Here is a 24,987-nt window from a genome sequence, read left to right on the forward strand (position 1 = left end):
CGTTATCCGTCCTTACGCGTCTTCCAGCGAAACGTCAGCAGGGTCAGCACCAAGCCCACCACACACCAGGCGCCCAGGGCGAGGGCGACCATGGGCAGATCCCAGGCGCCGGACTGCTCCAGCGCGGCCATCTCGTCGGGGAAGAACCCGGCGCGCATGCCCTGGGCCATCCAGAGCAGCGGGAACAGGGAAGCCGCGTTGAGCACCCAGTCCGGCAGCACCATCACCGGTACGAAGATGCCGGAGGTGAACTGGAGGATGAGGAAGGGCACGACCACCACGGCGGAGGCGGCCTGTGCGGTGCGGGCCAGCGAACTGATCGCGATGCCCAGCAGGGAACAGCCGATCGTACCGAGCATCAGCACCCAGGCGATGGTGGCCCACGCCTGCGCGGTCGAGGGCAGCGTGGCGTCGAAGAACAGCCCGGCCACCGCCAGGAGGAGGGCCAGCTGTCCGAAGGCGAGGAACAGCACCAGGACCGTCTTGCCGACGAAGTAGGCGCTGGGCGGCATCGGGGTACCGCGCAGACGGCGCAGTGTGCCGTACTCGCGTTCGGCGGCGATGGCCGTGCCCAGTGTCTGGAAGCTCACCGACATCAGGCCCATGGCGATGATGCCGGGCAGGTAGTAGTCGACCGTGGGGATGCCCATGTCGTAGAGGCCGTCGAAGATCGACGCGAACATGACCAGGATCAGGGCGGGCAGGGAGAAGGTGAAGATCACGCTCTCCCACTCGCGGGCGAAGGTGCGGATCTCCATCCAGCCGCGGGACAGACCCACCCGGACCGGGCCCGGCGGGCGACCCCGCGAACCGGTCGGAACGGCGCTGCGGCGGTCACTGGGTCCGGTGCTCCGCGGGCTGGTGGCGTCGGTGGTGGGGTCGGTGGCGGGGGTGCTCATACCGCGGCCTCCTCGGCCTCGTCGTCCTGGATCATCCCGAGGTAGGTCTCCTCGAGGGTGGGGCGGTGCACGCTCAGCTCCGGGACCTCCCCGACGAAGCGCGCGGCCAGCTCCGAGACGGCCCGGGTGGGTTCGTCGGTGCGGATCTCACGGCGCCGGCCGTCCTCCAACCAGCCCACCGTCGCCTCGGCGGAGGCGCGCCCGTCGAGCGCGGCGGGGGTGTCCACGGCCCGGATACGGCCACGGGCGATCACGCACACCCGGTCGGCCAGCTCCTCGGCCTCCTCCAGGTAGTGCGTGGTGAGCACGACGGTGGTGCCGCCGTCGGCCAGGTCCCGGATCAGGCCCCAGAACTCACGACGGGCCTTGGGGTCGAAACCGGTGGTCGGCTCGTCCAGGAAGAGGAGTTCGGGCCGGCCGATCATGCCCAGGGCCACGTCCAGGCGGCGGCGCTGCCCGCCGGAGAGGGACTCGGCCAGCTCCTTGGCCTTGGGGCCGAGCCCGACCCGTTCGACGACCTCGTCGGGGTCGTGCGCGAGCGGGTAGTAGCCCGCGAAGTGCCGGACGACGTCGCGCACCGGCAACTTGGGGACCTGGGTCTCCTTCTGCCAGACGATGCCGACCCGTGAGCGCCAGGCGCGCCCTGCCTTCCCGGGGTCCTCGCCCAGCACCCGGGCGCTACCGCCGTCCCGGTGGCGGAAGCCCTCCAGGATCTCCACGGCGGTGGTCTTCCCGGCGCCGTTGGGGCCGAGGAAGGAGAAGATCTCGCCCCGTCGGATGCTCAGGTCGATCCCGGCGACGGCTTCGGTGTCGCCGTACTTCTTCCTGAGGCCGTTGACCTCGATCACTGTGTCGCTCATGAGCTGAGCTTCCCGCGGGGCCGGGGGCGGGGGTATCCGCCGTGAAGACACGCCCGTGTCCTCCAAACGGAGGACACGGGCGCGGGGTTCGGCGGGAGCGACTCCCGGGTGCGGGCCCCGGGAGAGGCCGGGGTCCGGAGAGGCCGTGGCTAGAAAAGACGCAGCGTGTCCGGCTCGATGCCGCGTAGTTCGTCGTAGTCCAGGACCACGCAGGTGATCCCGCGGTCCTCTGCCAGGACCTTGGCCTGGGGTTTGATCTCCTGGGCCGCGAACACGCCGGTCACCGGGGCCAGGGAGGGGTCCCGGTTGAGGAGTTCGAGGTAGCGGGTGAGCTGCTCGACGCCGTCGATGTCCCCGCGCCGTTTGAGCTCCACCGCGACGGTCCTGTTCCCGCCGTCGCGGCACAGGATGTCCACGGGCCCGATGGCGGTGGGGTACTCGCGGCGGATGAGGGTGTAGCCCTCACCGAGGGTGGTGATGTGTTCGGCGAGCAACTCCTGGAGGTGGGCCTCGACGCCGTCCTTCTGGAGACCGGGGTCCTTGCCGAGCTCGTGTGAGGAGTCGTGGAGGATCTCCTCCATGGTCAGCACGAGCTTCTCACCGGATTTGCTGTGCGTGACCGTCCACACGTCGGGACCGTCCTCGACGGTCTCCTCGTGCAGCTTGCACGGCGGGTTCATCCAGTTCAGCGGCTTGAACGCCCGGTCGTCGGCGTGAATGGACACGCTCCCGTCGGCCTTGATCAGGATCAGGCGGGGAGCCATGGGCAGGTGGGCGGTGAGCCGGCCGGCATAGTCGACGCTGCACCGCGCGATGACAAGACGCACGGGACGTCACGTTACCGCCTCCGCCGGGCTTCCGAGGCCGGTTCGGAGGTCGGACCCGGAACCGGGGCGGCCGGGAGGGCCGGGCCGGTTCTCCCTAGGCTGTCGGGATGCTCGTTCGCAACCGCTGGATGATCCTGTCGGTCAGCATGGTGGCGCAGGTGGCCAGTGTCTCGGCGATGTTCGGGGTTCCGGTCGTCCTGCCACAGCTGCGCGAGGCCTTCGGGGTCACCACGGCGCAGGCGGGGATGCTCGCCGGGCTGCCCTCGTTCGGGCTGCTGCTGACCCTGCTGGCGTGGGGCGTGGTGATCGACCGGGCGGGGGAGCGGCCCACCATGGCACTGAGCCTGCTGCTCACGGCGGGCGCGCTCGGTCTGCTCTGGACGGCTTCGGAGCTGTGGAGCGTGGCCGCGGTGATGTTCCTCGTGGGCGCGGTGGGCGGCCCGGTCAACGCGGCGAGCGGACGCCTGGTGCTGACCTGGTTCGACTCGAACGAACGCGGGCTGGCCATGGGGATCCGCCAGTCGGCGCTGCCGTTGGGGGTGGGGCTCGCCGCGCTGGTGCTTCCCCGAGCGGCGGACGCGTGGGGGTTCGTCGGCGCGATGCTGCTTCCCGGGGCGCTCGCACTGGTCGCCGTCCCCCTGGTCCTGGCCATGGCGAGTGCTCCGCCGAGGGAGGGCACCGAGGGCCGAACGGAACGCTCCGGGAAGGCCGCTCCGGCGTCAGGCTCCGTTTCCGCGAGGAGGGCCGAGTCCCCGTACCGCCGGTGGACCGTCTGGCGGGTGCACGGCGTGAGCATGCTCCTCGGTGTTCCCCAGGTCACCCTGATGGTCTACACGGTCATCTACCTGGTCCAGGAGCAGGGCTGGAGCCCGCCCGCCGCCGGGGCGGTGGTCGCGGCCGCGCAGGTGCCCGGGGCGGCCGGGCGGTTGCTGCTCGGGGCGTGGTCGGACCGGACCGGGAACCGCATGCGGCCGGTGCGGTGGCTGGCGGTGGTCTCCGGTGCCGCCCTGGTCCTGCTCACCCTGCTGCCGAACACCTGGGGGTGGTCGGCCTCCCGCTGGTCCTGCTCTGCCTGGTTCTGACGATGTGGCACAACGGCCTGACCTTCCTCTCGGTGGCGGAGATCGCCGGGACGGCCTGGGCCGGGCGCGCCCTGGCCGTGCAGAACTGGCTCCAGGCGGTCAGTACGACGCTGACCCCCGTGCTGATGGCCGCCGTGATCACCCTCGCCGGGCTGCCCGCGGTGTTCGCGGTGGGCGCGGTGTTCTCCGCGCTGGCCGTCGCCGTCGTGCCGGTCCGGGCCGAAGGGAGGGCAGGCGGTGCTACCGGCCAGTAGTAAAGATCTGGTCCCGGTGCGCGAGCCGGGTGCGAGGGGCGTCTAAGGTGGGGCCCATGGTGCAGGAATTTGACAAGGTCGGCGTCGTAGGACTGGGCACGATGGGTGCGGGCATCGCTGAGGTGTTCGCCCGGGCCGGGTTCAACGTCGTCGGGGTCGAGATCGACCAGGCCGCCCTCGACCGCGGCCGTGGTCACGTGGACAAGTCCCTTTCGCGTGCGGTCAGCAAGGGCAAACTCACCGAGGAGGAGCGCTCGGCGATCGAGTCCCGCCTCACGTTCAGCACGTCCCGCGAGGACCTCTCGGACGCGGACTTCGTCATCGAGGCCGTCCCCGAGCGCATGGAGATCAAGCGCGATCTGTTCAGCGACCTCGACCGGATCTGCCCGCCCGGCACGATCCTGGCGACCAACACCTCATCGCTGTCGGTCACCGAGATCGCCGCGCTGACCGACCGCCCCGAGAAGGTCGTCGGTCTGCACTTCTTCAACCCGGCCCCGGTCATGAAGCTGGCCGAGGTCATCACCACCGTCTCCACCAGCCCCGAGACCGTCGACGTCGTCACCGAGGTCGCCAAGCGCATCGGCAAGACCCCGATCACGATCGGCGACCGCGGCGGCTTCGTCGCCAACGCGCTGCTGGTGCCCTACATCAACGACGGGATCCGCCTCTACGAGCGCGGGATCGCCACCCGTGAGGAGATCGACGAGTCCGTCAAGAAGGCCGCCGGCCTTCCGATGGGCCCGCTCACCCTCGCCGACCTGGTCGGCCTGGACATCTGCCTGGCCGTCATGGACGTGCTCTGGGAGGAGTTCCGCGACCCGCGCTACTCCGCCTCCCCGCTGCTGCGCCGCATGGTCACCGCGGGCCGGCTCGGCCGCAAGACCGGCCAGGGCTTCTACGGTGGCAAGGACGAGGCCCCCGAGCCCCAGCGCACCAGCCGCCTCGCCCAGATCGTGCGCGAGGAGGAGACCCTCGACCTGGGCGAGATGCTCATCGCGCCGCAGATCGACGACGCCATGCGCATGATCGGCGACGGCTACGCCACCGCCAAGGACGTCGACACCGCCATGCGGTTCGGCTGCGGCTACCCGAAGGGCCCGACCGAGCTCCTGGAGGAGCGCGGCGCGGAGAACGTCATCACCACCCTGGTGGCGATGGGCGAGTACAGTCTCACCAGCGTCCTGGTACCCGCCCCGCTGCTCATGGACATGCTCCCCGACGCCGAGGAGGACTCCTCCCACGGCGGCGGTGGCTGCGCCTGCAACGGCTGAGGGGTTCTCCGGCCTGTCATGGCCAGCGCTTCCAGCCTCTGTCTGACCGGTGGCCGTCGCCGCACCCTCGTGGTGTGACGGCGGCCACTGTCTGTTTTCTCCTACCCTTGAAGGGTGAGCCCGCGCCGTAACAGCCCCCGCCGCAAAGCCGCCCGGGGCAACAACGCCCCCGGTGGTCCTCCTGACGAGGACGCCCTCATGTTGCGCATCACCGGAGGGCAGCGCAGAGAGACGGGGCCGGACGGTGAGTGGGTGACCCGCCGGATCCCCGGCGCCGCCGCCACCAAGGTCTACCGGTGCCCCGGCTGCGCCCAGGAGATCCCCACGGGCATGCCCCACGTCGTCGCCTGGCGCCCCTACGGCGACGGCGGCGACCGGCGCCACTGGCACTCCTCCTGCTGGGAGCGGCGTTCCCAGCGCTCTCCCAGGTCTCCCAGATACTGACCCGGACCGGACCATACGGAAGAGGAGTCATGCAGATCCGAGCCACCACGGTGCTGCCCGCCGTGCGACGACCCGTCACGCTGCACACCGCCGACGGTCTGGAACTGATCGGGGAGCTCGCCCTCCCCGAAGGCCGCAAGCCCGCCGCCACCATCATCTGCCTGCACCCGCTGCCCACCGCCGAGGGCATGATGGACAGCCACGTGATGCGCAAGGCGTCCTTCCGGCTGCCCGCGCTGGCCAACATCGCGGTGCTGCGCTTCAACACGCGCGGGACCACCTCCCGCCACGGCACCAGCGAGGGCGAGTTCGGCGAGGGGGAGACCGAGAAGCACGACGTCCTCGCCGCCATCGAGTTCACCGAGTTCGAGGACCTGCCCGAACCCTGGCTGCTGGGCTGGTCCTTCGGTACCGAGCTCGCCCTCAAGTGGGGCTGCGACCCGCAGGTCCAGGGGGCGCTGCTGCTGTCCCCGCCGCTGCACCGCGCCGACGAGGCGGACATGAGGGTGTGGGCGGACTCGGGCAAGCCGGTCGTGGCGCTGGTCCCCGAACACGACGACTACCTCAGGCCCGATGAGGCCCGCGAACGCTTCGCGCCGCTCACCCAGGCGGAGATCATCGGCGTGGACGGCGCCAAGCACCTGTGGGTCGGTGAGCCCTACGTGCGCCGCGTCCTCGACGAGATCGTCAAGGTGGTCAACCCCGAGGCCTACCCGCTGCCGACGGAGTGGGACGGCCCCTGGGAGAAGGACACCGCCTAGCGGACCACCGACCCGCCCCCCACCGGGGGCGGACACGACGAAGGGCCCGGTCCCCAGATCACTCTCCGGGGGCCGGGCCCTTCGTCGTGTCGGAACGACTCAGCCGTGGCGGCCGGTCGTTACTCCTGCCACCAGTCCTCGTCGTCGGAGCCCTTGCCGGAGTGGGCCGGCTGCTTGGGCTCCTCCGCCGCGGGGGCGGCGGGGGCGGCCGGAGCCGCCGGGGCGGCCTCCTGCTGGATCGCGGCGGGGGCCGCGGGAGCCGCCGGGGCGCCGCCACCGCCGAGCAGCTGGCGCAGCTGCTGGAGGTGCGACTGGATGCTGTCCCGCTGGCGGTTGAGCTCGTCGACCTCCTTCTTGGCGGCCGTCAGGATGCGGTTGGCCTCGGACTTGGCGTCGCTGAGCTGGTGCTCGGCCTTGGACTTGGCCTCGGCCTCGATCTGGCCAGCGTTCTTCTTGGCGTTGCTGACCAGCTGCTTGGCGTGGTTCTCGGCGTCGCGGCGGGTCTGCTCGGCCTGCTGGCTGGCGTTGGTCGCGCGCTGCTCGGCGCTGGCGGCGCGCTCCTCGGCCTCGTTGACCATCTTCTGCGTGGCGGCCTGGGCGGCGGCCAGGCGCTCGGCGTCCTGGCGCTCGGCCTCGGCGCGGCGGTCGGCCAGCTGGAGCTCGAACTGGTCCTCGGTCTCGGTGCGGCGCGCCTCGGACTCGGCGAAAGCACGCTCGGCGTTCTTGCGCAGCTCCTCGGCCTGGCTCTTGGCCGACTGGATCGTCTCGTCGCGCTCGCGCTTGGCGGCGGCGCGGGCCTGGGCGCACTCGCGCTCGGTGGTGGTCCGCAGCTTGGCGATCTCACCCTCGAAGGTGGCGCGCTTCTCGGCGATCTCGTGGTCGACGGCCGAACGCTTCTTCTGCACCTCGCGCTCGGTGGTCGAGGCCAGCTCGTCGGCCTCGCGGCGGGCGGTGGTGCTGATCTCCTCGGCCTCGGCCTCGGCGGCCTGGCGCTGCTCGTCGGCCTCGCGCTGGGCGAGGGTGCGCACCTCGGTGGCTTCCGATTCGGCGGCGGCGCGCATCTCGGCGGCCTCGATCTGAGCGGCCGAACGGATGTCGTTGGCGTCGATCTGGGCGCTCTGGACCAGCTCGTTGGCCTGCTCCTCGGCCAGGCGCAGCAGTTCCTCGATACGCGAGCCCAGACCGGAGTAGGAGGGGCGCTCCCGCTCCTGGAGCTGACGGTTCTTGGCGTTCAGCTCGTTCTTGGCCTTTTCGAGCTGCTTGTTGGACTGCTTGACCTCGTTGCGCAGGCCGTCCAGGTAGTCCTGCACCTGGGTGCGGTCAAAGCCACGCAGCACCACGTCGAACTCGGGCGGAGTGTTGTCTTCGTCGAAGATGTTGTTGAGCTGGGTGTCAATGTTGTTTGACGACATGTGGCGGAATCCTGAACGGGTGCGAGACGGCTACTTGCGAACTTGCCAGGGGCAGACAGGAGGGCGGCTGCTGTGCCCCCGGTGGACGGGTTGTGCCCGGGAAGTGCGGGCCGAGGCGCAGGCGGATTGGTGCGACGGGCTCTCGAGCGGCCCTGACCGCCTCCGACGGTCGTCCCGGTGCGGTGGGCACGTGCGGGTACGACTGGCCCGGCTCACTGACCGGACTGCAAGACATGGACCAACGCCGGAAGAAAAGCACATCCGGCAGCTAGCCGACTTTATCAAGCGTGGAACCCCTGGGAAGGGGGTTTCGGGTAACTTCCGGTGGGGTCTATGGTCAGCCGCACCGGTGGAACTCAAGCTGTGATGTGTCCGGAACGTCCCCGTGACGTGAATCGGGCGAATCACGCCTTCGGCGTGTCCCTAGTGGGTGCTTTGTACCAACTCGGTGAGAACGCCGCCACAGTCCTTGGGGTGCAGAAAGACGATCTGCGAACCCGCTGTGCCGGTGCGCGGCTCGGCGTCCAGCACCCGCACCCCGCGCTCGCCGATCCCGTTCGCGCTCGCGGCCACGTCACCGGTGCCGAACGCGATGTGGTGCACGCCCTCGCCGTTGCGGGCCAGGAACTTCGCGACGGGGGAATCCTCCCGAGTCGGCTCCAGCAGTTGCAGATAGGTGGCGCCGCCGTCGTCCGTGCCGTTGATCCGGAGCATCGCCTCGCGGACGCCCTGCTCCTCGTTGACCTCCTCGTGCTCCACCTCGAAGCCGTACGTGCTCCGGTAGAACTCGATGGACGCGTCGAGGTCGTGGCAGGCGATCCCCACGTGGTCCAACCGGCTCAGACCGGAGAACGGGCCGGTGGGGCTGGGTGCGTCACTCACTGGCGAACCTCCCGAACTTCGATGTGATGTGTGTGGGTATCGTTGCAGACCAGGTGCGTCACCCATCACTTGGAGGCCAGTTAAGATGCCCGGTTCCGTCATCGTCGGTGGGGCTCGTACCCCCACCGGCCGACTCCTCGGCTCCCTCGCCGGGTTCTCCGCCGCAGACCTGGGCGGCTTCGCGATCAAGGCCGCGCTGGAGCGCGCCGGCATCAGCGGCGAACAGGTCGGATACGTGGTCATGGGACAGGTGCTGCAGGCGGGCGCCGGTCAGATCCCCTCCCGCCAGGCCGCCGTCAAGGCGGGCATCCCCATGGACGTCCCGTCCGTGACCATCAACAAGGTCTGCCTGTCCGGCCTGGACGCCATCGCCCTGGCCGACCAGCTCGTGCGCGCGGGCGAGTTCGACATCGTGGTCGCGGGCGGAATGGAGTCCATGACCAACGCCCCGCACCTGCTGCCCAAGTCGCGACAGGGCTACAAGTACGGCTCCATCGAGGTCCTGGACGCCACGGCGCACGACGGCCTCACCGACGCCTTCGAGGGCGACTCCATGGGCGCCTCCACCGAGCGCCACAACAGCAAGCTCGGCATCGAGCGCCCCGAGCAGGACGCGTTCGCCGCCCGCTCCCACCAGCGCGCCGCCGCCGCTGCCGAGAAGGGCCTGTTCGACGAGGAGATCGTCCCCGTCGAGATCCCGCAGCGCAAGGGCGACCCCGTCGGCTTCTCCGCCGACGAGGGCATCCGCCCCGGTACCACCGCCGAGAGCCTGGGCAAGCTCCGCCCGGCCTTCGACCGCGAGGGCACCATCACCGCGGGTTCCTCCTCGCAGATCTCCGACGGCGCCGCCGCGGTGGTCGTGATGAGCCGCGCCAAGGCCGAGGAGCTCGGCGCCCCGATCCTCGCCGAGATCGGCGCGCACGGGAACGTGGCGGGCCCGGACAACTCGCTGCACTCCCAGCCCTCCAACGCCATCAAGCACGCGCTGGCCAAGGCGGGCAAGGAGATCGGCGACCTCGACCTCATCGAGATCAACGAGGCCTTCGCCGCGGTCGGCATCCAGTCCACCAAGGACCTCGGGGTCTCGGAGGACATCGTCAACGTCAACGGCGGCGCCATCGCGATCGGTCACCCGATCGGCGCCTCCGGCGCGCGCATCGCCCTGCACCTGATCCACGAGCTCGGCCGCCGTGGCGGCGGGCTCGGCGCGGCCGCCCTGTGCGGTGGCGGCGGGCAGGGCGACGCCCTGCTGTTCACGGTGCCTGCCAAGTAGTTCGCGCAGGGGCGCCGGTGCCTGCCGACGCCGAGTCGTACCTGGTAGAACACAGGGGCGAGGGCCACAAGCCCTCGCCCCTCCTCTTCTCCGCCCGTCACAATCGAGGAGTCGCATGAACGCCCCCCAGCTGGTCGAACGGGTTCGCGGGGGTGACCGCCGGGCGCTGGCCCGCGCGATCACCCTGGTCGAGAACGGTGCCGCCGAACTGCGCGAGATCATGGCGGGGCTGGCGCTCCACACCGGCCGGGCCCGCGTGGTCGGGTTCACCGGGTCGCCCGGGGTCGGCAAGTCCACCACCACCAACGCCGTGGTGCGCGCGGTGCGGGCCAAGGGCCTGACCGTCGCGGTCCTGGCGGTCGACCCCTCCTCGCCCTTCACCGGCGGTGCCCTGCTCGGCGACCGGGTTCGGATGCAGGAGCACGCCACCGACCCGGGCGTGTACATCAGGTCCATGGCCAACCGCGGGCACCTGGGCGGGCTCTCCTGGGCCACCCCGCACGCGCTGCGGGTGCTGGACGCGGCCGGGTTCGACGTGATCCTGGTGGAGACCGTCGGCGTGGGCCAGGCCGAGGTGGAGATCGCCGGTCAGGCGGACACGACCGTCGTGCTGTGCGCTCCCGGCATGGGCGACTCGGTGCAGGCGGCCAAGGCCGGGGTGCTGGAGGTCGCCGACGTGTTCGCGGTGAACAAGGCCGACCGCGACGGCGCCAAGGTCACCCTGCGCGAGCTGCGCCAGATGGTCGCGATGAAGGACCGCGACGAGGCGGAGTGGAAACCGCCGATCGTCATGACGGTCGCCGCCAAGGACGAGGGCGTCGACGAGCTCTGGGGGCGGGTCGAGGACCACTACGCCCACCTGGAGGAGTCCGGCGAGCTCGCGACCAGGCGTCGCGAACGCGCCCGCCACGAGGTACAGGCGATCGTGCTGGACCTGCTGCGCGCCCGGATGGGCGGGGTGGGCGCGGACAGCGGTCTGGACGGCCTGGCCGGGGAGGTCGCGGCGGGGGAGCGCGACCCCTACGCCGCCGCCGACCTGCTACTGAAGGAACTGGGCGCCGACCCGGGAGCCTAGTCCGGGCCAGCGCCGTTCCGGTGTGGAGACACTGCCTTCGACACAAAGGCGGCCGGGGCGGACCGTCGCACGTCGGTCCGCCCCGGCCTTGGCGGCGGTGCTCCCCGGATCAGAGCACCGACGCCGCTGGTTCCCGCTCCGGCCCAGACCGGAGGCGGGGGTCTGTGGGCGCTACCTTCCCAGCGCCGCGTCGATGGCGGTCAGCAGACTGCCCTCGGAGTCGTCGCCGTCGATGGACCAGATCATGACCCCGCCGAGACCGTTGTCGGTCACCCAGTCGGTCTTCTGGGTCATGGAGACCTCGTCGTCGAAGGTCCAGAAGGTCTCACCGTCGTAGAGCCAGGCGGTGCCGAGGTCGTCGTCGCGGTAGAGGTCGAAGCCGGAGAGCTCCTTGAGGTTGCGGTACTCCTCGGTACCGTCGGCGTAGGTGCCCGGGGCCGGGCCCGCGGCGGGCTGGAAGAGTCCGTCGCCCTCGGGGCCGGGCGCCACACCCGTCCAGCCCTGGCTGTAGAAGGGCACGCCCAGCACGATCTTCTCCGGGTCGACCCCGCGGTCCAGGTAGGCCTGCACGGTGGTCTGGGTAGAGATCACGTCGCCCGGGTCGCGCGGGTCCGGGGCCAGGTTGGACTGGTGGTTGGTGACGCTCTCCCAGGTGCCGTGGTAGTCGTAGCCCTGCACCGTGATGAAGTCGAAGTTCGACATGATCTCGTCCAGCTCGTAGCCGGTGTCGATCCGCCAGGGACCGGCGGGCATGAACGAGCTGAGCTCGAAGTGGCGGCCGGTCTCCTCGCCGAGCTCGTCGATCTGGTCGCGGAACTCCTGGACCAGGGCGGTGAAGTTCTCCCGGTCCTCGGGGCGGACGACGTTGTGCGGGTTGCCGTCGGAGGCGGGCCACTCCCAGTCGAGGTCGATGCCGTCGAAGACGCCGTAGCCGACGCCCTCGCCGCCCGCGCCGTCGATCAGCGGCAGGTCGCCCTTCAGGTACAGGTCGACGCAGGAGCTGACGAAGCGCTCGCGGGACTCGGCGGTGAGCGCGGCGTCGGAGAAGTGCTCCGACCAGTTCCAGCCGCCCAGCGAGACGCTGATGAGCAGGTTCGGGTACTGCTCCTTCAGCTTGCGCAGCTGGTTGAAGTTGCCGCGCAGGGGCTGGTTCGGGCCGTCGGCGGCGCCGTCGACGCTTTCCGAGGCGGGGACGACCCGGCCGTAGTCGGCCTGTGCGTCCCCCTGCTCGGGCTCGTTGGTCATGAAGCACTCGCCGTCGGCGCTGACGTTGCCGAACGCGTAGTTGATGTGCGTCAGCTTCTCGGCGCTGCCGGAGTCGATGAGGTCGCGGACCTGGTAGCCGCGCTCCTGGACGCCCCACTGGGTGAAGTAGGCGACGCTGAGGTCACCGTGCCGGGGGCCCTGGTGGGGCTCACCGGCGCAGGGGGAGCCGTTGACGGTGCAGTTGAGCAGGTGGCTGTTGCCGTCGGTGTGGATCCCGTTGAAGCCGAACGCGTAGGTGCCCCCGGCGGGGATCGTGGCGCCCCAGCGCGGCGGGGTCACGGTGTAGCCGTCCTCGGCGGAGCCCTCCAGGGTGGCGTTCCAGAGCTGGTGGACGCCGCTGCCCTCGGGGAGGTCGAACTCCAGGGTCCAGTCGGACAGGTCTGTGCCGGAGGCGTTGTGGACGGTGATCTCGCCGGTGTAGCCGGTGTTCCAGCGGGCGGACTCCACGTAGGTGACCCGGAGGTCGGCGGTGTCGGCCTCCTCCGCGGTCACGGGTGGCACGAAGAGGGCGATCGGTGCCACCACTACGGCGGCGGCCACCACCGCGAGGCGGTTTCTGAGTCGTCGTGAGCTCACGTCGCGAGTCTCCTGTGGGGGGCGGAGTCAGAGTCAGGGGTCTGAGGGCTTCTCGCTGCCCTGACGTGGGGGGATAAATTTTTAGGAAACTTAACTAATAATTACGGGCGGCGTCAACGCCCTGCGGGGAAGTTTCTCCGCCGGATCTCGGGCTTTCACGCTGGCGCCCCGCCCTTCCAGTGGATCTACCGAGTTGGCGGACCAGACCAGTGGCCTGAGTTCGGAACTGTCCCCTTGCGGCCATGAGAAAGCCTTGACTTCGGTTGGCTTGAGAGATAGGAGCCCCGGCCGAAGTGGTCGGGGCTCCGGTTTCTCATGTGGTTGATGATGCGGGGGAGGCAGCGTGGGCGGTCTAGCTGCCGAGGGCGGCGTCCACGGCAGCCATCAGGCTGCCGTCCGCGTCGTCACCGTCGATGGACCAGATCATGACCCCGCCCAGACCGTTGTCCACGGCCCAGTCGGTCTTCTGCGTCAGGGCGATCTCGTCGTCGTAGGTCCAGAACGTGGTGCCGTCGTACAGCCAGGCCGTACCGAGCTCGTTGTCGCGGTGCAGCTCGAAGCCGGGCAGGTCCTTGACGACCTTCCAGTCCTCGATGCCCGGCTCGTAGCTGCCGGGAGCGGGACCGGTGCCGTCCTGGAAGAGGCCGTCACCGTTGGGTCCGGCCGGAACCCCCGTCCAGCCGCGGCTGTAGAAGGGCAGGCCCAGCACCATGTCGGCCGGGTCGACCCCGCGGTCCAGGTAGGCCTGGATGGTGGTGTCGGTGGCGAAGACGTTCGGCCCCGGGTCGTCGGGGTGCTCGAGCAGGTTGGACTGGTGGTTGGTGGTGTCCTCCCAGGCCCCGTGGTAGTCGTAGCCCTGGATGGTGACGAAGTCGAAGTTGGGCATGAGCTGGTCCATCTCGAAGCCCAGCTCGATCTTCTCCGGGTCGGCGGGCAGGAAGGCCGTGAGCTCGAAGTCGCGCCCCGTGTCGGCCTCCAGGTCGTCGAGCTGGTCACGGAACTCCTGGACCAGGGCGGTGAAGTTCTCCTTGTCCTCGGGGCGCACCACGTTGTGCTCGTGGCCGGAGGAGGCGGGCCACTCCCAGTCGAGGTCGATGCCGTCGAAGACGCCCTTGGCCGACCCGGGGCCTCCCGCGCCGTCGAAGGTGGGCAGGTTGCCCTTCAGGTACAGGTCGATGCAGGAGCTGACCATGCGCTCGCGGGACTCGGGGGTGAGCGCGGCGTCGGAGAAGTGCTGGGACCAGGTCCAGCCGCCCAGCGAGATGTTGACCTTCAGGTCCGGGTGCAGTTCCTTGAGCTTGCGGAGCTGGTTGAAGTTACCGCGCAGGTCCTGGCTCCACACGTCCCCGACCCCGTCCACGCTCTGGGCGGCGTTGAAGGAACGGCCGTAGTCGGCCCAGGCGTCTCCCTGGCCCAGCTGGTTGGCCATGAAGCACTCACCGCCGGCGTTGACGTTGCCGAAGGCGTAGTTGATGTGGGTGAGCTTCTCGGCGGTGTCCGAGGTCTCCAGGTTGTTCACCAGGTAGCCGCGGTCGTAGATGCCCCACTGGGTGAAGTAGGCGACCCGCAGGTCCTCGTTCGGGTCGATGGGCCCACCGCCGTTGCTCTCCTCCGTGGTGACGGTGACCGGTTCGCTCTCCGGGCCGCGGTTGTTGGAGGTGTCGTAGGCGCGGACGGTGAAGGTGTACTCGGTCTCGGCGGCCAGGCCGCTGACGGTGGCGCTCAGGGTCTCGGAGCCGACCGCGCGGACCACCTCGCCGTCGGAGATCACCTCGTACCCGGCCACGGCGACGTTGTCGGTCGCCGCGCCCCAGGACAGGGAGACGGCACTGGCGGTGACCCCGGTGACGGTCAGGCCGTCGGGGGCCGTGGGCGGTTCCTCGTCCGGATCGCCGGGCTCGCCCGAGCAGGGGTTGCCGTTCACGGTGCAGTCCTGCGGGATGGTCTCGCCGCCGGTGTGCGCACCGTTCCAGCCGATCGAGTAGCTGCCTCCGGCGGGAACGGCGGCTCCCCATGAGGGCGGGGTGATGGTGTGGATGCCGCCGGAGACCGAGTGGGAGGCGTTCCACAGACTGGTGATGGTGCTGCCCTGGGGGAGGGTGAACCGGACGGTCCAGTCGGACAGCGGTGCGCCGGAGGCGTTGTCGATGGTGAGCTGGCCGCCGTAGCCGCTCTCCCAGCGCCCGGACTCCACGTAGGTGACCGTGACGTCCGAGGTGTCGGCGGAGGCGGGGGCGGTGAACAGCGCGAGCGGGATGACGAGTAGCGCGGCGAACAGTGCCGCGAGCGGGTTTCTGATGCGTGGGGTTCTCACGTTGTGAGGTCTCCTGGTGCGTGAGCGGCAGTGGGGGAAGGGTGCCGACCGTCGGCGAGAGGATGCCGACAGCGGGGTTCGGGTGCACAGGAACATGACCGCGAGTGCGGGGGTGGTGAGCGGGACCGGGAGCGGTGCTGAGTCATCTCGACGCCTCTGACATGGGGAATTAAATTTTTAGGAAACTTAACTAATAGTTTCTGGGCTCGTCAATGAGCTCCGCTCGGCTTTTTTCACGTGTGCCTCGTGTCCGACCCCGGTGAGGTGCGCAACCAGTGGCGTTTCCGAGGTGGGGGTGCGGACCAGTCGACTCGGTGGACTTCTGTCCCCTTGTGGCCATGGAAAGTCCTTGACAGGGAGGTGTTGATGTGAGTGGAAGGCGTTTCCAAAGCTCGGTTCCGAACACGGACGCCGTTCGGCGTCTGCGGAAGACGGCCTAGAGTGACGGCGTGGGAAACCCTTTGAACCTTCCGTTCGACCCGATCGAGCGCGCTCACGACAACTGGAGTCAGAGATGGGGTGCCTCGCCCGCCATGGCGGCGGTCACCTCCCTCATGCGCGCGCAGCAGATCCTCATCGGCGAGCTGGATGGTGCCCTCAAGCCGTTCGGTCTGACCTTCGCCCGCTACGAAGCCCTGGTCCTGCTCACCTTCAGCTCCTCCGGCTCGCTGCCGCTGGGCAAGATCGGTGAGCGCCTGATGGTGCACCCCACCAGCGTCACCAACACCATCGACCGGTTGGAGGGGCAGGGCCTGGTGCTCCGCCGCCCCAACCCGAGCGACGGCCGCGGCGTGCTGGCGGAGATCACCGACGCCGGGCGCGAGGTCACCGAGGAGGCCACCCAGGCGCTGCTCGGCATGGACTTCGGTCTGGGCTGCTACTCCGACGAGGAACTCTGGCGCATGCACGAGATGTTCACCCGGTTGCGGGTGGACTTCGGTGACTTCCCCGCCCCGGTCGCCGGGGCCGTCGAAGGGCGCTGACCAGGGGCGGTCCGGGCGCGCAGGCGCCACGGACGTCTCTTCTGTACATATTTAGTTGGACGTCCTACTATCTTGGTATGGCGAACACCACAGGAGACCCCGCCAACGGCGGCGGGGCCCACCACATCGAGGCCGGACGCGACCGCTGGCAGCGCCGCTACGACTCCGCACGCAAGCGCGACGCCGACTTCACCACGCTGTCCGGACGAACCCTCGAACCCGCCTACGGCCCCCGGCCCGGCGCCGAGGTCCCCGGCTTCGAGCGGATCGGCTGGCCCGGCGAGTACCCCTACACCCGCGGCCTTTACCCCACCGGCTACCGCGGCCGCGCCTGGACCATCCGCCAGTTCGCCGGCTTCGGCAACGCCAGGCAGACCAACGAGCGCTACAAGATGATCCTCGCCCAGGGCGGCGGCGGACTCTCGGTCGCCTTCGACATGCCCACCCTCATGGGCTACGACTCCGACTCCGCACAGGCCCTCGGCGAGGTCGGCCACTGCGGCGTCGCCATCGACTCGGTCGCCGACATGGACCTGCTCTTCGACGGCATCCCCCTCGGCGAGACCACCACGTCCATGACCATCAGCGGACCGGCCATCCCGGCCTTCTGCATGTACCTGGTCGCCGCCGAGCGCCAGGGCGTGGACATCGGCGGCCTCAACGGCACGCTCCAGACCGACATCTTCAAGGAGTACATCGCCCAGAAGGAGTGGCTGTACCCGCCCGAACCCCACCTGCGCCTCATCGGCGACCTGATGGAGTACTGCGCCGAGCACATCCCCGCCTTCAAACCGCTCTCCGTCTCCGGCTACCACATCCGCGAGGCCGGAGCCACGGCCGCACAGGAGCTGGCCTACACCCTGGCCGACGGGTTCGGCTACGTGGAGCTCGGCCTGTCCAGAGGCATGGACATCGACCGTTTCGCGCCCGGGCTGTCCTTCTTCTTCGACGCCCACATCGACTTCTTCGAGGAGATCGCCAAGTTCCGCGCCGCCCGCCGCATCTGGGCCCGCTGGATCCGCGACACCTACGGCGCCAAGACCGAGAAGGCCCAGTGGCTGCGGTTCCACACCCAGACCGCCGGGGTCTCCCTCACCGCCCAGCAGCCCTACAACAACGTCGTGCGCACCGCCGTCGAAGCGCTCTCCGCGGTGCTCGGCGGCACCAACTCCCTGCACACCAACGCCCTCGACGAGACCCTGGCCCTGCCCACCGAGCAGTCCGCCGAGATCGCCCTGCGCACCCAGCAGGTCCTCATGGAGGAGACCGGGGTGGTCAACGTCGCCGACCCCCTGGGCGGCTCCTGGTACGTGGAGGCCCTCACCGACGAGATCGAGGCCGAGGCCGAGCGGATCTTCGAGCACATCCTCCAGATGGGCGGGGGAGCGGACGCCGAGCACCGCATCGGCCCGATGACCTCCGGCATCCTCGCCGGGATCGAGAACGGCTACTTCAGCTCCGAGATCGCCGAATCCGCCTTCCAGTACCAGCAGGCCCTGGAGAAGGGCGACAAGCGCATCGTCGGCGTCAACTGCCACACCGCAACCGTCTCCGGTGAGCTGGACATCCTCAAGATCAGCCACGAGGTCGAGCACGAACAGAAGCGCGTCCTGACCGAACGCCGCTCCGCCCGCGACAAGGACACCGTCGACCGCGCCCTGGCCCGCCTCCTGGAGGGCGTGCGCGCCGACGACGGCAACCTCATCCCGCTCATCATGGACGCCGCCCGCGCCGAGGCCACCCTCGGTGAGATCTGCGCCACGATGGGCGAGGAGTTCGGGACGTACACGGAGGACCCGCAGTTTTGATTTCGCGCCTCCGCTTCGCTTTGGCGCGTGTTCTCCGCCTTTGCGGAGGGATTCTTCGTCGTCGGCGGCGCCTGACGCTCGTTCCTCGCTAGCGGCTTGCCTCCTCCTGCGCTGTGTTGCAGAAGATTGGCCTCCCCGGCGAACGAACGAAAAAGAACACCCCCTGGGGCCGGGGTTCGCTAAGGGCTTCCCGGGGCGGTCCTCGTGCCGCCCCGGGATACGGCAGGATAGGGAACATGCAGCCTTCGGACTTTTCACCGAACAGTGCGGTTGACCTCGGGGCGCGCAAGGCGGCCTTGGAGCGTGAGGCCAAGCAGCGCGCCGAGGAGTCGGCCGGTCGATCCAACCCCTACTCCGTCAACGCCGACGAGTCCAACTTCCAGCAGGTGCTGGAGCGGTCGATGGCCGCCCCGGTCGTGCTGGCGGTGCTGGCGAGCTGGTCCGAGCAGTCCAAGCAGGTCGAGGCGGTCCTCGACAAGCTCTCCAAGGGCTCCGGCGGAAACTGGCTCCTGGCCAAGGTGGACAGTGACGCCAGCCCGCAGCTGGTGCAGGCGCTCCGGGTCTCCGGTACCCCCACGATCATCATCGCCGTGCAGGGCCAGGTCATGCCCCTGATGCAGGGACCGGCCACCGAGGAGCAGCTGCGCGAGGCCCTGACACAGGTCTTCGGCGCACTCGCCCAGCAGGGCATGCTGCCCCCCGGGCACCCCGGCACGGTGGACGGCGACCCCGCCGCGATGCCGGAGGAGGAGCTCGGCGGCGAGCCCGAACCCGAGTCGGACCCGATCAGCGCGCAGGCCCAGGAGGCCCTGGAACGCGGTGACTTCGAGGCCGCCGCGGCCGTGTTCGAGAAGGCGATCGACGCTGATCCGAAGAACGGCGACCTGCGGGCCAAGCTCGCGCAGATCCGGCTGATCGGACGCCTCCAGGACGTGGACGGCCCCGCGGTGCGCCAGGCCGCCGCGGACGACCCGGCCGACGTGGACGCGCAGATCACCGTCGCCGACATCGACATGTACGGCGGCAAGTTCGAGGACGCCTTCGACCGGCTCATCCAGACGGTCAAGCAGACCGCCGACGAGGACCGCGACCGGGTGCGTGCGCACCTGCTGGCCCTCTTCGAGCTGCTGCCCGCGGGCGACCCGAGGGTGAACGCGGCCCGGCGCAAGCTCACCTCGGCACTGTTCTGACCGGTGCCGGTCTGATCAGTACCACCCTGCCCCGGAACGATTCGGTTGATATCGGTCGTTCCGGGGTGTTTTATCCCATTGAGTCACCAGGGGTGGGAAAACAGCATGTATTTGCTGTTTTGAAGATGGTGGGATAGCGGCCCGCTCAAGGGGTAGAAAAGTGGGGTAGAAGATTCGCAACAGCTGCGGTCCGCCGGTCCGCACGGCGAACCCGGCAGGTGCCCCATGGCGACGAACGACGCACCGCGCGCGCACGGCGGCGAACCCGTGGTCACGATCTCGGCGACCTTCGGGGCCGGGGGGAGCGTGGTCGGCCCCGCCGTCGCCGCGCGGCTCAACGTCCCCTTCCTCAGCCGGGCGGTGCCCAGCGCCGTGGCGGCCGAGATCGGCTGCTCCCTGGACGAGGTCCTCCAGCGCGACGACCGTGCCCCCGGCGGGCTCGAACGCCTCCTCTCCAGCGCCGCCCGCCTGCCCACCGTCACGCTGGGCAGTGTGGACACCGCCTTCATCGGCACCACCAACGACGAGGGCCGGCTCCTCTACGACCACGAGTTCGTCGAACAGACCGAACGCGTCATCCGCGACGTCGCTCGCGACGGCGGGGTGATCCTGGGTCGGGCCGCGGCGGTGGTCCTGGCCGATCATCCGGGCGCGCTGCACGTGCGGCTGGACGGAAGTCGGCAGGCCCGGCTGCGCAGGGCCAGGAGGCTCTGGGACGCGGGCGACCGGGAGGAGTGCGGCGGCCACGGCTGGGGGCCCGACCCGCCCACACCGCGGCTGCTGGACGACAACGACCGGGCCCGGGCCTCCTACGTGCGCCGCTTCTACCGCGTGGACCCGGCCGATCCCGACCACTATCACCTGGTGATCGACTCGACCGCGCTCTCCACCGACGCCTGCGCCGATGTCGTGGTGCGCGCGGCGGCCGACCGGGCTCAGGTTTCAGGGGGCGGTTAGACCCCGGCAGGCATCCAGTGGACACCGGATCTTGGTGGGAATTTATGAGATTTTTTCCGAAAGCGTTAATTGTCACCTTGTGCTGACGTTACCCGCTTGACTCGGGTAGGGTGAGGCGACTCGGTCGTGGGCTCCTGAGTACCGCCCCCGCCCATCGGCCGAGGCCCGTGCCGGACACTCGATGACAGGGTGTTCCAGGGCGGGACGCGCAACCGTCACGGACCCGGGTCCGATCGGCGCGCAGGCGCCGACGAGCTTCCACCGGACCAGGCCACGGAGTGCAGGCCGTTCGCCCGACCACCCGGTGGAAGAGTCCCGACGTCGGTCCGTACGTCCACGGGAGGGGCCGCCGGTGTGCCCCGCGGACGCATGACATCAGCAAAAGCCAAGGAGCAATACGTGGCCACCCTTCCCAGCGTTTCGTACTCCATCACCGTCCGACTCGAACTGGACGCCGGAGGCAGCGCTGTCGGCAGCCTCACCAACGCGGTGGAGCAGGTCGGCGGAATGATCACCGCCCTGGACGTGGCGGCCGCTGGGCATGAGCGCATCCGCATCGACGTCACCTGCGCCGCCCGCGACACCGAGCACGCCCAGGCCATCGTCGACGCCCTCGGCGGGGTCGAGGGGGTCGTGGTCCACAAGGTCAGCGACCGCACCTTCCTCATGCACCTCGGCGGCAAGATCGAGATGAAGTCCAAGGTGCCGCTGCGCAACCGCGACGAGCTCTCCATGGCCTACACCCCCGGTGTGGCCCGCGTCTCCCAGGCCATCGCCGCCAACAAGGACGACGCCCGCCGCCTGACCATCAAGCGCAACAGCGTCGCCGTGGTCACCGACGGCTCGGCCGTGCTCGGTCTGGGCAACATCGGCCCCGAGGCCGCCATGCCCGTCATGGAGGGCAAAGCCGCCCTGTTCAAACGTTTCGCCGACATCGACGCCTGGCCCATCGCCCTGGACACCCAGGACGTGGACGAGATCGTCCGCACCGTCCAGCTGATCGCCCCGGGCTTCGGCGGCATCAACCTGGAGGACATCTCCGCCCCGCGCTGTTTCGAGGTCGAGGCCCGCCTGCGCGAGCTGCTGGACATCCCCGTCTTCCACGACGACCAGCACGGCACCGCGATCGTCGTGCTCGCCGCCCTGCGCAACGCCCTGCGCGTGGTGAACAAGAAGCTGTCCGAGGTCCGCATCGCCATGTCCGGCGCGGGCGCGGCCGGTACCGCCATTCTCAAGCTGCTGATGCACGCCGGTGCGCGCGACGTCATCGTCAGTGACGTCCACGGCGCCGTACACGCGGGCCGCGAGAACCTGGACAGCAACCTGCGTTGGATCGCGGAGAACACCAACCCCGCGGGCTACAGCGGCGACCTCAAGGGTTCGGTGGCCGGGGCCGACGTCTTCATCGGCGTCTCCGCCCCGAACGTGCTCGCCGGCGAGGACATCGCCGAGATGAACGAGGATTCGATCATCTTCGCGCTGGCCAACCCCGACCCCGAGGTCGACCCCGAGGTCGCGCACCTGCACGCGGGCGTGGTCGCGACCGGCCGCAGCGACTACCCGAACCAGATCAACAACGTGCTGGTCTTCCCCGGGTTCTTCCGTGGCCTGCTGGACGCCCAGAGCCACCACGTCACCTCCGACATGATGGTCGCGGCCGCCGAGGCCCTGGCCGACGTGGTCACCGAGGACGAGCTGGGCCCGAACTACATCATCCCGAGCGTCTTCCACTCGGACCTGTCCCACCACGTGGCCACCGCCGTGCGCGAGGTCGCCCAGCGCGGCCAGGCCGAGTAACGGACGAACAGGGGATGTGGGGAGAGCGTGCCGAGGGGGTGACCAGCGGCGGGTTTTCCGGGTAAAGGTGGACCATGGACCAGTCGACTCTGACCGGGCGCCTGCTGGTGGCCGCCCCCCTTCTCCAGGAGGACACCTTCCGTCGCTCCGTGGTGTTCGTCGTGGACGACGCCGACGACGGCACCCTGGGGGTTATCCTCAACCGTCCGCTGGAACTCCCGGTGGACGAGGTGGTGACGGACTGGGGCGCCTACGCGAGCGCGCCCGCCGTGATGTTCTCCGGCGGGCCGGTGGGCACCGACTCCGGGCTCGCCCTCGGCACCGCCGTCCCGGAAGACGCGCCGCCGGGCTGGGCCCCGCTGGAGGGGACCGGCCCGGGACCGGCGCTGGCCGGGGTCGGGATGGTGGACCTGGGCGCCCCCACCGAGGTCCTCGGCGCCTCCCTGAGCGCCCTGCGCGTGTTCGCGGGCTACGCCGGATGGAGCGCCGGGCAGCTGGAAGGCGAGATCGGGGACGGCGCCTGGTTCGTGGTCGACGCCCTCGCCGACGACCTCTTCGGCGGCTCTCCGGAAACCCTCTGGTCACGGGTGCTGCGTCGACAGGGGGGTGAGTTGGCCCTGTTGTCGACCTATCCTGACGATCCCACCATGAACTGATGGGGTGGAGCGCGACACCCTATACCGTGGAACGCAGACGTTGAAAGGTGTGAGGACGATGGCGATGGATGTCCTGAACAAGGTTCTTCCCGATAGCGAGACCCGGCCGGATATCTCGCACGACGACGGTGACCGGGAACGGTTCGCCCACTACGTGCAGAAGGACAAGATCACCCAGAGCGCGGTGACCGGCGACCCGGTGATCGCCCTGTGCGGCAAGGTCTGGGTGCCCAACCGCGACCCGAAGAAGTTCCCCGTGTGCCCGGACTGCAAGCGGACGTACGAGGAAATGATGAAGTAACGACCGCACGGTCGAACGGCCCCTCGGCCGTACGCGAAAGGCCTTGACCCAACCCTTCCGGGTGAGCCAAGGCCTTCGTCGTGTCCGGGCACGGGGCCGGGAGCCCGGCCCCGGGAGCTGAACCCCCCGGGGCCGGAGCGGAGGATCAGACCTGCGCGCCCTCTTCGGCGCCCGTGCGACGGCGGGCGGCGACCAGAGCGGTACCGCCCGCGGCCACGGCCACCGCGGCGGCGGCCAGCAGGCCGGTCAGGGCCACACCGGTGTTGGGCAGACCGGGCTTGTCGTCGCCGTCACCCGGGCTGGGGGTCGGCTTGTCGTCGCCCCCACCGGGGGTACCGGTGCCGCCGCCGGGAACCTGGACGTTCTCGTCCACGCTCACGGTCAGGGTGATCGGGTCGAGCTGCTTGCCCGCGGCGTAGAAGTCGGCGAAGGCGGGGACGCCGTCAGCGGTCAGAGCGGCCGGGATCGGGTCCCAGGACAGGACGCCCTCGGCCAGCTCGTACTCCACACCGGACAGGTCCAGGTCGGCGAAGGCCACGTCCTCGTAGGTGACGAGCTCCTCGTTGCTCAGGGACTTGCTCACCACGTCGGCGTAGAGAGTGCCCCCGGCGCCGTCGATCTCGACCCGCGGGTCGGAGACGGTCATGTACAGCAGCGGGTCGGCGCCGTCGTAGACGTGGCCCTCGAAGAGCACGGTGCCGCCGAAGTCGATCTCGGCGACGGACTCGTCCAGGTTCACGGTGCCGCTGCCGTCGGTGAAGGCGAAGGTGCCGTCGTCGTTCTTGCTGGCGCCGTCGCTGGTGCTGATCTCGCCCTTGGCGATGTTGCCCACGATGTAGCTGCGGAAGGACTCCTTCACGCCCCAGGCGGCGCGGCCGTTGTGCACGGTCAGGTCGCCCTCGGGGGTCTCGCCGTCACTGCCACCGTCTCCGTCGCCGTCCTCGGTGGCGAAGGAGATCGGGGTCCACACGTCCTGGTCGCGGTTGGCCAGGTCGTGGCGGTCGTTGAAGACCGCGACGTAGCACTGGTCCTCGACGCAGTCGTAGGCGTTGCCGCTCTTCTCGAAGGCGCCCACGACGTCGAGGCCGGTGCTGAACGTGCCGTCCGCGGCGGGGGCGGAGCCGTCACGCAGCCACACGCCGCTGCCGTACCAGTCAGCGGGGTGGGAGCTGTCCGACTGGGCGATGCCGGTCAGGGCGACGTAGATGCCCGCGCCGGGACGGAAGCCGGTGCCGTCGACCTGGACGACCTGGCCCTCGGGGGCGAGCTCGGTGGTCTGGCTGACCTGGACCCGGGGATCGTGGACCGGCTCCTCGGGGGCCGCGGGGTCGGTCGGGTCGGCGCCCTCGACGGCCACGGTGCTGAAGGAGAACGGGTCCATCGTCTCGCCGGCGCCGTAGAAGCTCGCGAACGGCTCCACGGCGTCGGCGTGCATGGTGCCCGCGGCGGAGGTGAAGACGATCTCGTCGCCCTCGACCTCCACCTCGGCGCCGGTCAGCTCGGTGACCGCGACCTCGCCGTACGAGATGAGGTCGCCCGGGGGCAGTGCCGGGTTGGCGCCCTTGAACTCGCGGCTGGTGATGTCGGCGTAGACCGTGGCCGAACCCGCGCCGTCGAACTCCAAGCGGGGGTCGTTGACGTGGATCTCCAGGACCGGGCCCTGGCCGTAGTCGTGGCCGGTGAAGACCACACCTCCGGAGAAGCTCACCTCACCGGAGGAGTCCTCCTTGGAGACCGAGCCCTCCGCGGTGGGGAAGTCCAGGGTGCCGTCGGCGTTGACGGAGGCGCCGTCGACCGCCTCGTAGCCGCCGCCCGCGATGGGGCCGGAGACGTAGTTGCGGAAGGACTGCTTGACGCCCCAGGTGGCGGAGCCTCCTTCGACGGAGACGGGGGCTTCGTCGGCCAGGGCCGGTGCGGCGCCCAGAGTGAGCGAGGCGCCCAGGACGGCCGCTCCCGCCAGGGCGGTGAGGGAGCGCAGCTGGCGGGTTCTGCCCGCGGCCGTGCCCTCACGGCTCGTGGTGGTGTTCATGAGATGGATGTTCCTGTTCGTGTCGGGGGATGGACGGGAGCCGGACCCGGTCGCGCACCGGGGCCGA

At 69.9% G+C, this 24,987-nt stretch carries 20 protein-coding genes and 1 pseudogene; 13 read left to right on the forward strand and 8 right to left on the reverse strand.

Annotation, left to right across the window (positions count from 1 at the left end; genetic code table 11):
• Positions 1–2: 2 nt before the first annotated feature.
• From NE857_RS07980 to nucS, 3 genes are all read right to left on the reverse strand, one after another.
• Positions 3–899, reverse strand: coding sequence for an ABC transporter permease (locus NE857_RS07980; RefSeq protein ID WP_254420403.1), 897 nt, complete (start codon positions 897–899; stop codon positions 3–5).
• On the reverse strand, positions 896–1,759 hold the full coding sequence (locus NE857_RS07985) for an ABC transporter ATP-binding protein (RefSeq protein WP_254420404.1): 864 nt from the start codon (positions 1,757–1,759) through the stop codon (positions 896–898). The genes NE857_RS07980 and NE857_RS07985 overlap by 4 nt, the downstream gene beginning before the upstream one ends.
• A gap of 149 nt (positions 1,760–1,908) precedes the next feature.
• Positions 1,909–2,586, reverse strand: coding sequence for an endonuclease NucS (gene nucS / locus NE857_RS07990; protein ID WP_254420405.1), 678 nt, complete (start codon positions 2,584–2,586; stop codon positions 1,909–1,911).
• Positions 2,587–2,693: 107 nt separating this feature from the next.
• On the opposite strand from nucS, the pseudogene NE857_RS07995 reads away from it, so the two are divergent.
• The 4 genes and pseudogenes from NE857_RS07995 (at position 2,694) to NE857_RS08010 (ending at position 6,401) form a co-directional block, all read left to right on the forward strand.
• A pseudogene (locus tag NE857_RS07995) lies at positions 2,694–3,922 on the forward strand (MFS transporter).
• 56 nt (positions 3,923–3,978) lie between these two features.
• Positions 3,979–5,196 carry a 3-hydroxyacyl-CoA dehydrogenase gene (locus NE857_RS08000; protein WP_254420406.1) on the forward strand — a complete coding sequence of 406 codons (1,218 nt, stop codon included), beginning with the start codon at positions 3,979–3,981 and terminating at the stop codon, positions 5,194–5,196.
• A 114-nt stretch (positions 5,197–5,310) separates the two neighbouring features.
• Positions 5,311–5,640, forward strand: coding sequence for an Rv1322 family protein (locus NE857_RS08005; RefSeq protein WP_254420407.1), 330 nt, complete (start codon positions 5,311–5,313; stop codon positions 5,638–5,640).
• A gap of 29 nt (positions 5,641–5,669) precedes the next feature.
• Positions 5,670–6,401 (forward strand): alpha/beta hydrolase, encoded by a 732-nt coding sequence (locus tag NE857_RS08010; RefSeq protein ID WP_254420408.1) that lies wholly within the window; start codon positions 5,670–5,672, stop codon positions 6,399–6,401.
• Between the two features lie 119 nt (positions 6,402–6,520).
• Here NE857_RS08010 and NE857_RS08015 read toward each other — a convergent pair whose 3' ends face one another.
• Together NE857_RS08015 and mce are read right to left on the reverse strand one after the other, a co-directional pair.
• On the reverse strand, positions 6,521–7,813 hold the full coding sequence (locus NE857_RS08015) for a DivIVA domain-containing protein (RefSeq protein WP_254420409.1): 1,293 nt from the start codon (positions 7,811–7,813) through the stop codon (positions 6,521–6,523).
• Between the two features lie 423 nt (positions 7,814–8,236).
• Positions 8,237–8,695: a methylmalonyl-CoA epimerase gene (gene mce / locus NE857_RS08020; protein ID WP_184370462.1), complete on the reverse strand. Its 459-nt coding sequence runs from the start codon at positions 8,693–8,695 to the stop codon at positions 8,237–8,239.
• Positions 8,696–8,780: 85 nt separating this feature from the next.
• Here mce and NE857_RS08025 point away from each other — a divergent pair, with 85 nt between their 5' ends.
• Positions 8,781–9,968 carry an acetyl-CoA C-acetyltransferase gene (locus tag NE857_RS08025; protein ID WP_184370464.1) on the forward strand — a complete coding sequence of 396 codons (1,188 nt, stop codon included), beginning with the start codon at positions 8,781–8,783 and terminating at the stop codon, positions 9,966–9,968.
• A gap of 115 nt (positions 9,969–10,083) precedes the next feature.
• Complete coding sequence (gene meaB, locus NE857_RS08030) at positions 10,084–11,043, forward strand: methylmalonyl Co-A mutase-associated GTPase MeaB (protein ID WP_184370466.1); 960 nt, start codon at positions 10,084–10,086, stop codon at positions 11,041–11,043.
• A gap of 171 nt (positions 11,044–11,214) precedes the next feature.
• Here meaB and NE857_RS08035 read toward each other — a convergent pair whose 3' ends face one another.
• Entirely contained in the window at positions 11,215–12,885 is a 1,671-nt protein-coding gene (locus NE857_RS08035) for a glycosyl hydrolase family 18 protein (RefSeq protein WP_254420410.1), read from the reverse strand.
• A gap of 352 nt (positions 12,886–13,237) precedes the next feature.
• Complete coding sequence (locus NE857_RS08040; protein WP_254420411.1) at positions 13,238–15,199, reverse strand: glycoside hydrolase family 18 chitinase; 1,962 nt, start codon at positions 15,197–15,199, stop codon at positions 13,238–13,240.
• 461 nt (positions 15,200–15,660) lie between these two features.
• Here NE857_RS08040 and NE857_RS08045 point away from each other — a divergent pair, with 461 nt between their 5' ends.
• The 7 genes from NE857_RS08045 to NE857_RS08075 all read left to right on the forward strand — a co-directional run bounded on the left by NE857_RS08045 (position 15,661) and on the right by NE857_RS08075 (position 22,891).
• A complete protein-coding gene (locus NE857_RS08045; RefSeq protein WP_017580891.1) occupies positions 15,661–16,182 on the forward strand; it encodes a MarR family winged helix-turn-helix transcriptional regulator in 522 nt (173 codons plus the stop codon).
• Positions 16,183–16,259: 77 nt separating this feature from the next.
• Positions 16,260–17,990, forward strand: coding sequence for a coenzyme B12-dependent isobutyryl-CoA mutase large subunit (gene icmA, locus NE857_RS08050; protein WP_254420412.1), 1,731 nt, complete (start codon positions 16,260–16,262; stop codon positions 17,988–17,990).
• A 236-nt stretch (positions 17,991–18,226) separates the two neighbouring features.
• Positions 18,227–19,180: a tetratricopeptide repeat protein gene (locus tag NE857_RS08055; RefSeq protein ID WP_254420413.1), complete on the forward strand. Its 954-nt coding sequence runs from the start codon at positions 18,227–18,229 to the stop codon at positions 19,178–19,180.
• 225 nt (positions 19,181–19,405) lie between these two features.
• Positions 19,406–20,137, forward strand: coding sequence for a cytidylate kinase-like family protein (locus NE857_RS08060; protein ID WP_254420414.1), 732 nt, complete (start codon positions 19,406–19,408; stop codon positions 20,135–20,137).
• Positions 20,138–20,536: 399 nt separating this feature from the next.
• Positions 20,537–21,934, forward strand: coding sequence for an NAD-dependent malic enzyme (locus NE857_RS08065; RefSeq protein WP_254420415.1), 1,398 nt, complete (start codon positions 20,537–20,539; stop codon positions 21,932–21,934).
• A 74-nt stretch (positions 21,935–22,008) separates the two neighbouring features.
• A complete protein-coding gene (locus NE857_RS08070) occupies positions 22,009–22,590 on the forward strand; it encodes a YqgE/AlgH family protein (protein WP_017580896.1) in 582 nt (193 codons plus the stop codon).
• A gap of 58 nt (positions 22,591–22,648) precedes the next feature.
• Positions 22,649–22,891 carry a DUF3039 domain-containing protein gene (locus tag NE857_RS08075; protein ID WP_026116563.1) on the forward strand — a complete coding sequence of 81 codons (243 nt, stop codon included), beginning with the start codon at positions 22,649–22,651 and terminating at the stop codon, positions 22,889–22,891.
• A 145-nt stretch (positions 22,892–23,036) separates the two neighbouring features.
• Here the strand turns inward: NE857_RS08075 and NE857_RS08080 are convergent, their stop codons facing one another.
• Positions 23,037–24,920, reverse strand: a complete 1,884-nt coding sequence (locus tag NE857_RS08080; protein ID WP_254420416.1) for an HtaA domain-containing protein — start codon at positions 24,918–24,920, stop codon at positions 23,037–23,039.
• Positions 24,921–24,987 lie beyond the last annotated feature (67 nt).

Source organism: Nocardiopsis exhalans, from assembly GCF_024134545.1.
Taxonomy (GTDB): Bacteria; Actinomycetota; Actinomycetes; order Streptosporangiales; family Streptosporangiaceae; genus Nocardiopsis; species Nocardiopsis exhalans.

Coding starts and splice junctions, on each gene's coding strand:
- NE857_RS07980 (WP_254420403.1), bottom strand. CDS start 899: ATGAGCACCCCCGCCACCGACCCCACCACCGACGCCACCAGCCCGCGG.
- NE857_RS07985 (WP_254420404.1), bottom strand. CDS start 1,759: ATGAGCGACACAGTGATCGAGGTCAACGGCCTCAGGAAGAAGTACGGC.
- NE857_RS08000 (WP_254420406.1), top strand. CDS start 3,979: ATGGTGCAGGAATTTGACAAGGTCGGCGTCGTAGGACTGGGCACGATG.
- NE857_RS08010 (WP_254420408.1), top strand. CDS start 5,670: ATGCAGATCCGAGCCACCACGGTGCTGCCCGCCGTGCGACGACCCGTC.
- NE857_RS08015 (WP_254420409.1), bottom strand. CDS start 7,813: ATGTCGTCAAACAACATTGACACCCAGCTCAACAACATCTTCGACGAA.
- NE857_RS08025 (WP_184370464.1), top strand. CDS start 8,781: ATGCCCGGTTCCGTCATCGTCGGTGGGGCTCGTACCCCCACCGGCCGA.
- meaB (WP_184370466.1), top strand. CDS start 10,084: ATGAACGCCCCCCAGCTGGTCGAACGGGTTCGCGGGGGTGACCGCCGG.
- icmA (WP_254420412.1), top strand. CDS start 16,260: ATGGCGAACACCACAGGAGACCCCGCCAACGGCGGCGGGGCCCACCAC.
- NE857_RS08055 (WP_254420413.1), top strand. CDS start 18,227: ATGCAGCCTTCGGACTTTTCACCGAACAGTGCGGTTGACCTCGGGGCG.
- NE857_RS08060 (WP_254420414.1), top strand. CDS start 19,406: ATGGCGACGAACGACGCACCGCGCGCGCACGGCGGCGAACCCGTGGTC.
- NE857_RS08070 (WP_017580896.1), top strand. CDS start 22,009: ATGGACCAGTCGACTCTGACCGGGCGCCTGCTGGTGGCCGCCCCCCTT.
- NE857_RS08075 (WP_026116563.1), top strand. CDS start 22,649: ATGGCGATGGATGTCCTGAACAAGGTTCTTCCCGATAGCGAGACCCGG.
- NE857_RS08080 (WP_254420416.1), bottom strand. CDS start 24,920: ATGAACACCACCACGAGCCGTGAGGGCACGGCCGCGGGCAGAACCCGC.